This is a genomic window from Gilliamella sp. HK2 (assembly GCF_001690265.1).
Lineage (GTDB): Bacteria > Pseudomonadota > Gammaproteobacteria > Enterobacterales > Orbaceae > Gilliamella > Gilliamella apicola_C.
The window spans coordinates 44,485-58,723 of sequence record NZ_LZGV01000018.1 but is presented as its reverse complement, the minus strand read 5'-3'; the positions used below and the strand labels follow the sequence as shown (position 1 = coordinate 58,723).

11 protein-coding genes and 2 tRNA genes are annotated in these 14,239 nt (G+C 35.7%); 4 read left to right on the top strand and 9 right to left on the bottom strand.

Annotation, left to right across the window (positions count from 1 at the left end):
• Positions 1-168 precede the first annotated feature (168 nt).
• The 6 genes from A9G45_RS01880 to erpA all read right to left on the bottom strand — a co-directional run bounded on the left by A9G45_RS01880 (position 169) and on the right by erpA (position 4,698).
• Entirely contained in the window at positions 169-1,434 is a 1,266-nt protein-coding gene (locus tag A9G45_RS01880; protein ID WP_065567091.1) for a Y-family DNA polymerase, read from the bottom strand.
• Complete coding sequence (locus tag A9G45_RS01875) at positions 1,431-1,880, bottom strand: LexA family protein (RefSeq protein ID WP_218056993.1); 450 nt, start codon at positions 1,878-1,880, stop codon at positions 1,431-1,433. Before A9G45_RS01875 ends, A9G45_RS01880 begins: the two co-directional genes overlap by 4 nt.
• Before the next feature lie 522 nt (positions 1,881-2,402).
• On the bottom strand, positions 2,403-3,695 hold the full coding sequence (locus A9G45_RS01870) for a tyrosine-type recombinase/integrase (RefSeq protein WP_065567092.1): 1,293 nt from the start codon (positions 3,693-3,695) through the stop codon (positions 2,403-2,405).
• A gap of 256 nt (positions 3,696-3,951) precedes the next feature.
• Positions 3,952-4,027 (bottom strand) — tRNA-Gly (locus A9G45_RS01865).
• Positions 4,028-4,046: 19 nt separating this feature from the next.
• Positions 4,047-4,134 (bottom strand) — tRNA-Leu (locus A9G45_RS01860).
• Between the two features lie 225 nt (positions 4,135-4,359).
• The gene (erpA, locus tag A9G45_RS01855; protein ID WP_034914816.1) at positions 4,360-4,698 is read right to left on the bottom strand and encodes an iron-sulfur cluster insertion protein ErpA; all 339 of its coding nucleotides are present in this window, start codon (positions 4,696-4,698) and stop codon (positions 4,360-4,362) included.
• A 159-nt stretch (positions 4,699-4,857) separates the two neighbouring features.
• On the opposite strand from erpA, the gene hemL reads away from it, so the two are divergent.
• Both hemL and bcp read left to right on the top strand, forming a co-directional pair.
• Positions 4,858-6,150, top strand: coding sequence for a glutamate-1-semialdehyde 2,1-aminomutase (gene hemL / locus A9G45_RS01850; protein WP_065567093.1), 1,293 nt, complete (start codon positions 4,858-4,860; stop codon positions 6,148-6,150).
• A 63-nt stretch (positions 6,151-6,213) separates the two neighbouring features.
• Entirely contained in the window at positions 6,214-6,690 is a 477-nt protein-coding gene (gene bcp, locus A9G45_RS01845; RefSeq protein ID WP_065567094.1) for a thioredoxin-dependent thiol peroxidase, read from the top strand.
• Between the two features lie 24 nt (positions 6,691-6,714).
• Here the strand turns inward: bcp and A9G45_RS01840 are convergent, their stop codons facing one another.
• Positions 6,715-7,800: an AI-2E family transporter gene (locus tag A9G45_RS01840; RefSeq protein WP_065567095.1), complete on the bottom strand. Its 1,086-nt coding sequence runs from the start codon at positions 7,798-7,800 to the stop codon at positions 6,715-6,717.
• A 46-nt stretch (positions 7,801-7,846) separates the two neighbouring features.
• Positions 7,847-9,367, bottom strand: coding sequence for a helicase HerA-like domain-containing protein (locus A9G45_RS01835; RefSeq protein WP_065567096.1), 1,521 nt, complete (start codon positions 9,365-9,367; stop codon positions 7,847-7,849).
• A gap of 191 nt (positions 9,368-9,558) precedes the next feature.
• Here A9G45_RS01835 and A9G45_RS01830 point away from each other — a divergent pair, with 191 nt between their 5' ends.
• Positions 9,559-9,789, top strand: coding sequence for a YdcH family protein (locus A9G45_RS01830; protein WP_065567097.1), 231 nt, complete (start codon positions 9,559-9,561; stop codon positions 9,787-9,789).
• 318 nt (positions 9,790-10,107) lie between these two features.
• Here the strand turns inward: A9G45_RS01830 and mgtA are convergent, their stop codons facing one another.
• Complete coding sequence (mgtA, locus tag A9G45_RS01825; protein WP_065567098.1) at positions 10,108-12,816, bottom strand: magnesium-translocating P-type ATPase; 2,709 nt, start codon at positions 12,814-12,816, stop codon at positions 10,108-10,110.
• 730 nt (positions 12,817-13,546) lie between these two features.
• Here mgtA and A9G45_RS01820 point away from each other — a divergent pair.
• Positions 13,547-14,182 (top strand): hypothetical protein, encoded by a 636-nt coding sequence (locus tag A9G45_RS01820; RefSeq protein ID WP_065567099.1) that lies wholly within the window; start codon positions 13,547-13,549, stop codon positions 14,180-14,182.
• The last annotated feature ends 57 nt before the right edge of the window (positions 14,183-14,239 follow it).

The window sequence follows — 14,239 nt, the reverse complement described above, 5'->3', positions numbered from 1 at the left end:
CTTTCTAATACGAGTTTAAATTTGATGACTATTTTTCATTTATAATTTTGGGTAAAACTCGAGTAATAGCGCCCATTAGGTAAATCGACGTGCGACTAAAACTCGAAAGGGTTTAGCTGAGCACAATTGAAATAATCATAGATATTGCTAAATCAAACTAAAAAATAATCATTTAACGATTAACAATTCATCCCACCGAGTGGTATAACGTGGACTCAGTAACTCACGTTTAATCTGCCAAGGGGCCTGTTTTCTAACACCACCTAATTGTACCGTATGTTTACCCATCTTCTGATTGATAGCATCGAGTGTCTGCATCAACCTATCACTTTTTTGCTTTTGTTCTACCTTATTGGATGTTTCAAATAAATCAAACTGCGTATCGGTGTTTTTTGGGCGTAAATCAAGTAACATCACCCCAGCTTTCATAAACAAACCCCCTTTTTTGTAAATAGCCTGTAACCCCTTTTGAGCAGCTTGAATAATCAGCCGTGAATCATCAGTAGACGAGAGGAGAGGCACCACGATAGAGGGATGATATTGCACAACATCCTCACGAAACCGATTGGTTTTTAAAAAAACCAGTACGGCACTGGCAACCGAGTGTTGATGCCTGAGTTTTTCAGCGCCTCGACTGGCGTGTACACGTATGGCTTCCTGTAGGTCAAATAAGTTCCCCGTTAACTGACCAAAACTACGCGAAGTCATGATATTTTGTTTTGGTGTTGATAAATCATCTAGCTCGATACACGAAGTGCCTTGTAGTTCTAACACCGTGCGCTCAAGCACCACGGAAAACTGCTGCCTAATTTGTTTGGTATTCGCTTGGCGTAAATCCCATGCAGTATGAATACCTAGCACTTGTAGTTTCTCCGCAATACGCCGTCCAACACCCCATACGTCACCCACCGGAAACTGCTTTAATGCTTCAATCAACAAATCACTGTCATTGGCTAAATAACAGACACCTTGATAAGCAGCTTGTTTTTTAGCAATATGATTCGCCACTTTAGCTAAAGTGCGAGTAGAAGCAATACCAATACTGACGGGTATGCCCGTGTCACGTTTCACCATCGCTCGGATGTGCTGACAATGCGTTGTAACATCCGAAAACCCATCTAATGTAATAAAGGCCTCATCAATCGAATAAGGCTCTACATCTGCCGTGTAGTCTCGCACGGTATTAAATACACGTCGACTCATATCACCATACAGCTCGTAATTAGAGCTTAACAACGTCACTTGCTTACGAATAGCCGGTAGAATCTTAAAGGCTGGTATCCCCATTGGCACCAAGGGTTTTAACTCATTCGAACGGGCTATCACACAGCCATCATTATTGGATAAAATACCAATTGGTTTGCCTTCAAGCTTGGGATTAAATACCCGCTCACAAGACGCATAAAAATTATTACAATCCACTAACCCAATCACGAATGACCACGCCCACGTAATGAATGGATGGTATGAATCACTATACCCCAAATATGCAATTCTTTACCGGCTAAAGCAATAGGCGGGTACTGCTCATTCCCTGACAATAGATAATATTGTCCTTGGATCAAGCCTAAACACTTACAAGTTAACTCACCATCAATGGCCGCAATGACCACATCATCAACCTGTGGGGTTAAAGAACGATCAACAATCAGTAGATCACCACTAAAAATACCGTAATCCACCATTGAATCACCCATTGCTTTAATGTAATAGGTCGCGCTAGGGTGTTTGACTAAATGCTCAGTTAAATCGAGTTTAGCCTCTAAATAATCATCCGCCGGCGAGGGGAAACCTGCTCTAACAGGCGTATCCACCAGCGGTAAATGATTTATTGAAGAAGTATCAACACGGCCAAGCACAATACAACCGGATTTGTGCAAGAAAACGCTCCTAAAAACAAAAGTAAAGAATATCACCACTGTTATTTTAATTATCGTGGTAAAAAACGAATATGGATAAATATACAGTATAAACTGCGAATTTCAATAGATTTTAGTGTAAAAAAATAGAAATAGTACACAAAATAAGTTAAAGGAATCGAGCTTCGCTAACACATCAATGCACTACTTTTCGTTAATGAAATCAATCATCCTTTGCAGTGGGTGGACTTAATATCATCGCCAATTCTCTTTGTTTTTCACTCAAAACATAAAGCAATAACTCACTTTGAATGGGATGTTGCGTATTTAAGGCCGCGTGAGTGATATCTACACACTCCTTGATAAGTAAAACTGAACGAATAACCTCAACATTAGGCATAATGAAAGCTCATAGTTTTCTTTTTGTTATAACAAACTATGACGTGATATAAAAATCGTTTAAACAGATCAATAAAAATACGATTGATCTGTTTTATCGATCGAAATAAAAAAAGGAGCTCTAAAAGCTCCACTGCGAATGAATTATTTATTATTTATTTTATCTAGCGCTTCTTGTTCCCATTTATCAAGTAAATCAGCCCATTCTTGCATCATTTCACGGCGAGGCTCAATATATTGAGCATGATTATAAGTGGCTCTGACCTTGTTAGTGTCAGAATGGGATAACTGAGCTTCGATAAAATCTTTATCATATTTAAGATCATTTAATGCAGTTGAAATAGTGTGCCTGATTCCGTGAGTACATAATCGTCGTTTAAACCCAATGTTTTTTAATGCTTGATTGAGTGTATTCTCACTCATGGCCTCAAGAGGGTTTGTTCGATTAGCGATTAAATATCGTTGTCCTCTCATGTGATAAGACAGGAGTTCCTTCACAATTTCCAACGCTTGACGTGATAAAGGCACAATATAATCAGGAACCCGATTATCCACCTTTTCAATAACTTGTTGTAACTGTTTGACATCCGATGCCGGAATACGCCACAGCGCATTTTTTAAATCAAATTGCCAGGCTTCAGAAAAACGAAGCTCACCTGTTCTGACTCCCGTTAGTAATAATAGTCGTAATCCCAAGACAGTTAAACGACTGCCTTGATAGGTTGACAACTTAACAAGTAATTCAGGGATTTCGCTAACGTCGATAAACGGGTAGCGATTGTTACGGCGATAAGGTAAGGATGCAATATCCAAATCGGCTGCTGGATTAATTTCTAATCCTTCAGTGACAACGGCATAACGAAAAATTTCATCAAGCCAACTTCTTATTTTTTCGGCGACAGATAATGCACCTCGTTTTTCTACCTTACGAATAATGCACAATAAATCGTTTCTTGTGACTTTATGTATGGATTTATCTTTTAAGACTGGAAAAATGTCATTGGTAAACGCACGACGAATTTGAATTTCGGTGCTGCCACGTCCGTTATTCTTTTTATCTTTAGATGGTTTTGCGTTTAATTTCTTCATTTTAAACTCAAGCCAATGCTGTGCAAATTGAGCAAAAGTGCATTTTGGCTCTTCATCAAGCACTTCATCTACGGGATCAATAGTAGGATTTTCTTTTAAGCGAGGATCGATGCCGCTTAACAATTTAAAGTTGGCTTGCTCACACAAATAGCGGGCTTGCTTAATATCCACAGTAGGATAGGTGCCAAACGACATTCGGGTCTGTTTACCATTCCAAGAAAAACGAAATAGCCAATATTTAGAACCATTGGGATGAATATTTAGAAATAACTCATTGCCGTCTTTAAGAGTGTATTCCTTTGCTTTAGATTTTGATGCATTAATTTTATAGTCAGTGAGTACAGCCATGATAAATTCCTTATGTTATTGATGAACGTAAGGATAGCTAGTCAATATTTAGACGAACTGTTCAAAAAATACATTATCACAATAACATAATTTTTGGACTAGTCAAAAAAACTCATTCCGTTTTTGGACTGATTTTTGGACTAAATTCTCTTGGATGACTCTGGATTATTCTGTTCTATACTGGAAAGTAAAACCGTTAAATCACTTGCAAACTCTAAGCTTTGCGGACTTTAACGGACTGTACTGGATGTTATATTGGAGCGGGAAACGAGGTTCGAACTCGCGACCCCGACCTTGGCAAGGTCGTGCTCTACCAACTGAGCTATTCCCGCATAAGAAGTGTTTGTTTAATGGTGCCCGGGGCGAGACTTGAACTCGCACGGCCAAAAAGGCCGAGGGATTTTAAATCCCTTGTGTCTACCGATTTCACCACCCGGGCTCAAAACAGGTTACTTAAGAGTAACTGCGTTTTGAATGCTGTGCATTTTACCCATCTGAAATTTGGCGTCAACAAAAATATTAAAATTATTGTCTAACTGCTCAATGTTTGTCATGTTTTGTGGCTTTATTGTTCTATTTCACTAAAAATTAGAAAAGTATGGTTGTTTGTTTAGCGATAAAAGCTAATAGTGTAAAAAAACAAATGCAATTTAAACACTAAAATTTAAACACTAAAAGAAGAACCGCAACCACAAGTTGTTGTTGCATTAGGATTATCAACCACAAAACGAGAACCTTGTAATCCTTCAACATAATCAATGGTGCCACCAACTAAATATTGTAAACTCATGGGATCGATAACTAACGATACACCATTTTTTTCGATAGCTAGGTCATCTTCATTCACTTTTTCATCAAAGGTAAAACCGTACTGAAACCCACTACATCCACCACCAGTTATATATACGCGTAATTTTAGATTTGGGTTTTCTTCTTCTGTGACGAGTGATTTAACTTTATTAGCTGCCGCATCGGTAAAGTTAATCGGTAAAGCATCGCTCATATTCTTCTCCTAATATATTGATCTTTGTATTATATACTGTTGCCAAATAAAAATACAAAATAGAAAACTTCTATTAAATAAATTTTTAATAGCTAACTTGAATTTATTTTGATTTTATGAATAAATACAGCAAATTTTTATAGAGAGATTATTCCGGTTATGCTAAACACATTTAAATCAGAAAAGCTTTATCATCAAGCATTATCCGTTATGCCTGGCGGCGTGAATTCCCCTGTTCGTGCTTTTAATGGTGTGGGTGGCACCCCCTTATTTATTGAGCGAGCAAACGGCGCATACATTTATGATGTGGACGATAAGGCCTATATCGATTATGTAGGTTCTTGGGGGCCAATGATCCTTGGGCATAACGATCCCGATGTTGCCAATGCAGTAATTAATGCAGTGCGTAACGGTTTAAGTTATGGAGCACCGACCGAAATAGAAACCAAAGTTGCTAATTTAGTGACACAATTAATGCCTTCAATTGAAATGGTGCGGATGGTGAATTCAGGCACTGAAGCAACCATGAGTGCTATTCGTGTAGCGCGTGGTTTTACTGGCCGAGATAAGATTATTAAGTTTGAAGGTTGTTATCATGGTCATGCTGATTATTTGTTAGTTAAAGCGGGCTCTGGTGCTCTGACTTTCGGTCATCCAACCTCTCCAGGTGTGCCTAATGATTTTGTTAAACATACATTAGTTTGTGATTATAACAATTTAGAATCAGTCAAAAAACAATTTGAACAATATCCCAATGATATCGCCGCTATTATCATTGAGCCTGTTGCAGGTAACATGAACTGTATCCCAGCCAAAAAAGAATTTTTACATGGATTACGTGCACTTTGTGATGAATATGGCGCTTTATTAATTATTGATGAAGTGATGACAGGTTTTAGAGTCGCACTGGGTGGTGCTCAAGATTATTATGATGTTGTTCCTGATTTAACTTGTTTAGGAAAAATTATTGGTGGTGGTATGCCTGTTGGAGCATTTGGTGGTCGTGCTGATATTATGAGGCAATTAGCACCAACTGGGCCAATATACCAAGCAGGCACCCTTTCTGGTAATCCTGTTGCGATGGCGGCAGGATACACTACATTAACTAAATTAATGGAAGTTGGCATCTATCAAGAGTTAGCAGAAAAAACCGCACAGCTCGCTAACGGTTTATTATCAGTAGCCCAAAAGCATAACGTACCGTTAGTCGTAAATTATGCTGGTGCAATGTTTGGTTTATTTTTTACAACTGCTTCTGAAGTAAGCTGTTATCAAGATGTCATGCAATGCGATGTTGAATTATTCAAAAAATTCTATCATCATATGCTAACTGAAGGTGTTTACTTTGCACCATCAGCTTTCGAAGCGGGTTTTATGTCACTTAAGCACACAGACAAAGAGATCAATCACACCATTGATGCAGCAAGTCGTTTTTTTAGTAAATTAATTTAAAAGTATGACACTGTTTTATATACCCAAAGAGAACATTAAACGATTAAAATAGGTAATAATTATATGGTTAATCCACTTAAAGAAGGCGTAAAAGCACCTCAATTTTCGTTACCTGACCAAGATGGAGAGCAAATAAGCTTAAAAGATTTTAAAGGTCAACGAGTTTTAATTTATTTTTATCCTAAAGCGATGACGCCAGGTTGCACAGTGCAAGCTTGTAATTTGCGCGATTGTTCTGATGAGTTAAAAAACTATAATGTGGCGGTTCTGGGTATCAGTACCGATAAGCCAGAAAAGTTATCTCGATTTGTTGAAAAGGAATTGTTAAATTTTACGTTGCTATCTGATGAAAACCATGAAGTTGCCCAAGCATTTGGTACTTGGGGCGAAAAAGAGTTTATGGGTAAAACCTATGATGGAATTCATCGCATTAGCTTTTTAATAAGTAAAGATGGAATAATCGAGAAAGTATTTGATGATTTTAAGACGACTAACCACCATGAAGTGGTTTTAGATTATCTTAAAAATCACAGCAAATAACTTTGGTTAAAAGCAGATTAATAACTAATCTGCTTTTAATTCACTATTGGCATTATTCAATTCATCCAGTTTTGGCCAAGCATTGATGATTGCTTTAACCAATGTTGCCAAAGGTATTGCAAAAAATATTCCCCAAAAGCCCCACAAGCCACCAAACACAATCACCGCCAAAATAATAACGAGTGGATGTAAGTTAAGCTTTTCGGAAAATAAACAAGGAACTAATAAGTTACCATCTAATGCTTGAATCAAAATATAGAAGCATAGCAAATAGCTAAATTCAGTAGTCAATCCCCATTGGAACAGCGCAATTAATACAACAGGAATACTTGAAATAATAATACCAACATAAGGCACTAATACAGATAATCCAACAAGTACAGCTAATAATAGTCCATAATCTAAACCAAAGTACCAAAAAGGAATATAAACACACACGGTCAATATAATAATATGCAAAACATTACCAACAATATAATTGGATATTTGCATATCCATTTCCGCTGCAACTTGGTTTAAAATTGTACGATTTTTAGGTAGAATTTTTGAGCAATACCCCCAAATTTTGGCTTTGTCTTTTAATAAAAAAAACATCATTATTGGCACTAATACCGCATTAATCGTAATCGAAACTAGTCCAAATAAGGACACAATAGAAAATTGTAATAACGAATTACCAGTTTGCACAACTTTGTTAGTAACACCTTGGATAATCGAATCAAATAAACCAACATCGATTAATTCTGGATAGTGCTCTGGCAATGTAGTAATGAAATTGTTAGCAAAATTTAGCATGTTCGGAATATTAGTGATTAAGCTAATACTTTGCTGCCAAATTAATGGTAATAGAATCATAAAGCCAACTAAAACAATCATTAAAAAAAGCAACAATACCATCACAACAGCCAGCGTTCTTGGTATGTTTTTTTTATGCAAAAAGTTAATTGGTCTATCAAGTAAATATGACAGTACAATAGCAATCAAAACAGGCAGAAGAATTTTATTAAAAAAATAGATGATAATAAATAAGCCAACAATCACAGCCATTAACGACACGACATGCGGATCGCTAAAACGTTTTTTATACCAATCTATAAACATTTTTAACATCAAACTCTCCTTTTGCTAAATTTTGGGAATAATAAACTTAAGTTAATTATTTTTTAAAACCACCTAATATACCACGGGTGATCTGTTTACCGATTTGATTGACGACTTGCCTAGTTGTACTTTTGACTATTTTCTGAGCCACACCATCATGTTGCCCACCTTTTGGACCTTGCTTGCCAAAAAGAAGTGTACTAAAAAAATCAATCAACCCACCATGATTTTGTTTATTGCTTACCTCTTCTGTTTTGGTCTCGTTACTATTTGTATTTTGGCTAGACAGGCTATCTAACGAAAATCCATTTTTCAATAATTCATAAGCAGATTGACGATCCAGCATTTGCGCATATTTATTATAAAGATGAGATTGATGAACAATTAATGATAACTTATCTGGCGCCATTGCCCCCATTTTTGAACCTGGGGCAATAATATAGCCACGTTCAACTATGCTTGGACGACCTTTTTCGTCTAGAAATGAAATAAGCGCTTCACCAACACCTAATTCCATTATTGCTTTTTCCGTATCAAAACTTGGATTGGCACGCATGGTTTGAGCAGCTATTTTAACGGCTTTTTGGTCTTTCGGTGTAAATGCACGTAAAGCATGTTGTACACGATTGCCTAATTGCCCCAAGATTGTGTCAGGAATATCACTCGGGTTCTGAGAAGCAAAATAAATTCCGACTCCTTTAGATCGAATTAAGCGCACAACTTGTTCTATTTTTTCTAGTAATGCTGGTGAAATATCATTGAAAAGTAAATGTGCTTCATCAAAAAAGAAGACAAGTTTTGGTTTATCAAGATCCCCTACTTCTGGCAAATGCTCAAAAAGCGCTGACAATAACCATAATAAAAAGACAGAATATAATTTGGGTGAGCTATATAATTTTTCAGCCGATAAAATATTAATAATGCCACGACCTTGAGCGTTAACTTGTATTAAATCTTGAATATCTAGCATTGGTTCGCCAAGAAAAAACTCAGCGCCTTGTTGTTCTAGTGTTAATAAGCTACGTTGGATTGCTCCAATTGATGATAGCGAAATATTGCCATATTGCGTAGTAAATTGTTTAGCATTATCACCTACAAATTGAATTAATGCTCGAAGATCTTTAAAATCAATTAATAATAGTCCGTTATCATCAGCAATTTTAAATATCAGTTGTAACACACCTGATTGAACATTATTTAAGTCGAGTAATCGACCAAGTAGAATCGGCCCTATATCTGACACGGTACTACGAACGGGAATGCCCTTTTCAGCAAACACATCCCATAATTCAATTGGTGATGCGTCTGGTTGCCAATTATCAACCTCAATGCTGGCTAAACGAGCCTGTAGTTTTTCAGATAGTATGCCCTTTTCGCCAATCCCCGTTAAATCACCTTTAACATCAGCAAGAAAAACTGGCACACCTATTTTTGAAAAACCTTCAGCCATTTTTTGTAATGTTACTGTTTTACCCGTGCCTGTTGCACCAGTAATTAAACCATGACGATTAGCCAATGCAGCAATAACAGATAAATCTTTGCCATGGCTTTTGGCAATTACAATCGACTCACTCATGCGGTACCCCTTTAGTAACTTTATGATTAAATTTGTGATTTAATTTATAATTCAAACTGTTTTATTATAAATAACAAAACAATGTAGCCATTTGTGCAATTTTTCTATTAATCCAACCAATAATATTGTATTCTGAATTAGCAATAGCTGCTATTGTTATTATTCTATCCAACCTATTATAAGGAGGCATTATGTTTCCAGAATACCGAGAAATCATTTCTAAATTAAAAAATACTGATTTACGTTTTCAAAAATTATTCGATCAACATAATGAGTTAGATCAAAAAATTAAAAATATTGAGTCTGGCATTATTGTCAATACGGCCGAAACTATAGAGGCATTAAAAAAGCAAAAACTTAAAATTAAAGACGAAATTTATGAAATTTTAAGAAAAGCGTCTGATACTCATTTAAACTTATAATTGAGCACAGTTCATCACGAATTGAAAAAATAGACTTTTATTACATTAAAAGATTAAATAAAAACCCCAATTGTTTGGGGGTTTTTTATTATATGTAAACTTAATTCATTGCACTAATTATTTAGCTTGTAATTGCTGCTGTGTCTTTTTTTGTTTTCGGCTTTTAATTAACATTATTAAATTTTTATGTGGTGTTTTCATAGATTATTTCCTTTTAATTATAATTATAGGGCTAATAAAGTAGTTTTTAATACGATTTTATTATATGAGTTTTAAAATCGCTAAGCGATGTTAACATCGCCTAGCTGTTTCTAACAATTAGAACCACTGACCAAAACGTTTGATATAAATACGTTTCATCAATTGTGCAACACAGCAATAGCTAAACAAGGTTGCTAAAAGCCATGGAAAGTATGACCACGGTAATGGCTGTAACCCAATTAATCCACCCAATGGAGAAAACGGGATATAAATACCCACAGCCATAATTAGCAATGTCATCACAATCACAGGAAATGCAGCTGTGCTTTGCACAAATGGAATTTTTTGTGTTCTCAGCATGTGCACAACCAAAGTTTGTGACAACAACCCTTCAATAAACCAGCCTGAATGAAATAGTGATTGCGCTTCAACACTGTTAGCACTAAAAACAAACCACATTAGTGCATAGGTTGTAATATCAAAAATAGATGATGTTGGTCCAATCCAAATCATAAAACGTTTAATATTTAGCGCATCCCATTTACGCGGTTTTTGTAAAAACTCATCATCCATTTTGTCCCATGGTAATGAGAGTTGTGAAATATCATACAGCAAGTTTTGAATTAGTAAATGTATTGCTAGCATAGGTAAAAATGGTAAAAACGCACTAGCAACTAATACTGAAAAAATATTGCCAAAATTCGAGCTCGCTGTCATGTTTAAATACTTCATGATATTGCCGAAGGTTTCACGTCCACATATTACACCTTCTTCTAATACCATTAAGCTTTTTTCAAGCAGGATGATATCTGCGGATTCTTTGGCAATATCCGTTGCGGTATCAACCGAAATGCCAACATCCGCATCACGTAATGCTGGTGCATCATTAATACCATCACCTAAAAAGCCAACGGTATGTCCGTTTTCTTGCAATAATCGAATAATTCTTGATTTTTGCAATGGCGTTAATTTAGCAAAAATAGTATGTTGCTCGATTTGTATTTTCAGTTCCGCATCGTCCATTTTTTCAACTTCAGTGCCTAGCAACGGAACACCTGGCTCTAAACCGACTTCGCGACACACTTTAATGGTGATAATTTCGTTATCGCCTGTTAAAACCTTAACTCCCACACCATGTTCACTTAATGCCGAAATGGCTTCAAGTGCACTTTCTTTTGGTGGATCTAAAAAGGTTAAAAAACCACGAATTGCTAATGCGGTTTCGTCTTGTACTGTGTATTGCGCTTTTGTATCGCTAGCGGGAATATCCTTAACACCCACAGCTAAAACTCTAAACCCCTCTTTGTTATAATCATGAGCTAAGGCAATTAACGCTTGTTTGCGGTTATCATCTAATGGTAAATATTCACCATTTTCATAAACATAACTGGCTATAGATAACATTTCTTCAACTGCGCCTTTACAAATCATTAAATGGTTATCACCACCATTTTGTACAACAACTGATAAACGGCGACGCACAAAATCAAACGGTAATTCATCAATTTTTTTATATAAACCGACCCCAACCCTTTTCATATTGGTCTTTTCTTCAGTAAAACGAATGATCGCTTTGTCCATCAAGTTTTTCATACCGCTTTGATAATAGCTGTTAAGCCAAGCAAGTTCTAAAACCGATGAATCAACTTGACCATTGATATCAAGATGATGTTCTAAAATGATTTTATCTTGTGTTAAAGTGCCAGTTTTATCGGTACATAAAATATCCATTGCGCCAAAATTTTGAATGGCATTTAACCGTTTAACAACCACTTTGCGCTTTGCCATGCCAACGGCACCTTTTGCTAGATTGGCACTCACAATCATTGGTAACATTTCAGGCGTTAAGCCAACAGCTACAGCTAAAGCAAAAAGTGCAGCATCACCCCAATCATTTTTTGAAAAACCATTAATAAAAAAGACGATTGGCACCATAATTAACATAAATCGAATAAGTAACCAGCTAACACTATTAACCCCTCGATCAAACGAGGTTTCAGCACGAGATCCTACAATCGATTTTGCTAATGATCCAAAATGTGTATCAGCACCAGTCGCAACGACAATAGCCGTCGCAGTGCCACTTACGACATTAGTTCCCATAAAACAGATGTTATTTACATCAAGTAAATTATCTTTACTAATATTGGATGCTTCAATATTATCAGTTGTTTTTTGCGTAACAGCACCTAATGTATCGTACTTTTCAACAGGAATTGATTCACCCGTTAAAACAGCTTGGCTAACAAATAAATCTCGCGACTCAATCAATCGAATATCTGCTGGGATCATGTCACCAGCAGATAAATAAACAATATCACCGGGAACAATTTCACTTAATGGAATTTCAATGCGTTCTGGGCTTATATCTTTATGCGCACGGCGCAACACGGTCGCTGTTGTGCGAATCATTGACTTTAACGCTTCAGCAGCTTTGTTTGATCTAAATTCTTGCCAAAAACGTAATAATCCACTTAGTGACACCATTGTTAGAATAATAATAATCCCTGTTAAATCCGTTTCTTCGCCATTTTGCAAAGGCAACCAGAAATCAGTCACAAAACTAACAGAGGCCAACGCTAATAATACAAATATAAATGGGTTATTAAATGCCATTAATAATTGCACTAAAATTGAGGGAGCTTTTTCTCGTGCGACTTCATTTTTACCATATTTTTCAATTCTTGATTTTGCATTTTCTTGCGTTAAACCTGAAAGGCTCGATTGAAATTTAGATAAAATACTATCGAGGCTACTTTGAGCTTCATTGATAGCTTTGATATCTACACTATTTTGTGTTTTATGTTGTGATGTATTTTTTGTCATCTTACGTACCTATATTCATAATTTTGGCAAAAGCATGCCAACTCATTGTTACCAAGTAACGATAAGTAATTGAATTTTTTGATAAGCTAAAATTTAGTGCATAACAAAATTAGCCCATAAGCTATTTTTGCAGCTAACTTGCGCTGCTAATTTGTACAGCCAATGCTGAGCATTAAATTAGCCAATAGAATTAATTAAGAATTTAGATACAACTCGGTGGTTCTAAGTGTTTTTCTGAAAGGTGTAAAACACGCAGTATTAAGCCTTGCGCGCATTGATGTTTTGAATTTGTGTGATAGCGTGTAAAAAAATGCATATCGTTCACCGTTACCGTTTTATCAATTTCGGTTTGTGAACTGAAAAAATGATGATTCAGACAGGTTCATTAACCGATAATGATGTGTTTAAATTTATCGCCCCTCATTTTGGGGTGATCCGATTGAGTGTCCATATTTCTCCTGTAAATTGAACTCTACACTTTGTATTTCAACTTTTCTTTACTCTTATTTTTAACTTATGTAATAGCTAAAAAGAAAGAAAAGCTTAAAAGGCGGGGGAATTTATACGCCTTTAGCAAACAGATGTCAACCCATAAAATAGCAAAAGGACGGCATTTACTAAAAAACAACACTTATGGGCTTTTTTATTTACATTATGATATAGAATCGATACCGCTCTTATCCAATATAAGTTACAATCACACTACGATAAATTAACGAGAATATGTTAAATGAACCCTTCTGAATTACTTTATGCTAACTGGTTCAATTTGGTAATTATCTTTGTTCTGTCTTTGGTTGCATTTATCTACAAAAAACGAACTAAAAATGAAAATTTTGATAATATCATTAAGTATGCCGATATTTTAGAAAAAGTACCTCACTCAAAATATCAAATGGATTATTTAAATAACATCAAAAAGAAACTTATTTGGGAAAAAGTCTGCTTTTATAAATCAGGCAGTATCAACAAAGAAAATATTGCTATTTCATTAATTAATGCTGATGCCCATAATCTAATTAAACTCACCCAATTAGATTTATTAACGCAATATTTTAAAATCGAAAAAACACACATTACACCACTTAAACCATATTTAATTACAGAAGTGTTATTTAGTGGCATTGCCTTTGTGTTGGCATTTATTATACTGCTGGCTAACATTATTACTATGCTAAGCTCACCTTGGGTAATTGATATCATTATTGCTACTTTGACAGTCTTTATCATTGTGACCGCGCTGTTTCTTTTTGCTGTAGATCCCATAAAACGATTCAAAACCTACCTTTTTATTCTAAAAGACAACGCTTTTTTACAAAGAGCAAACGATGAGCTGGCGAAAATAATTGAAGATAAAAATTTCTAATTAAATGATTAATAACACTTTTATTATCAACTTGATAAACATTTCTATCCCTTTTTC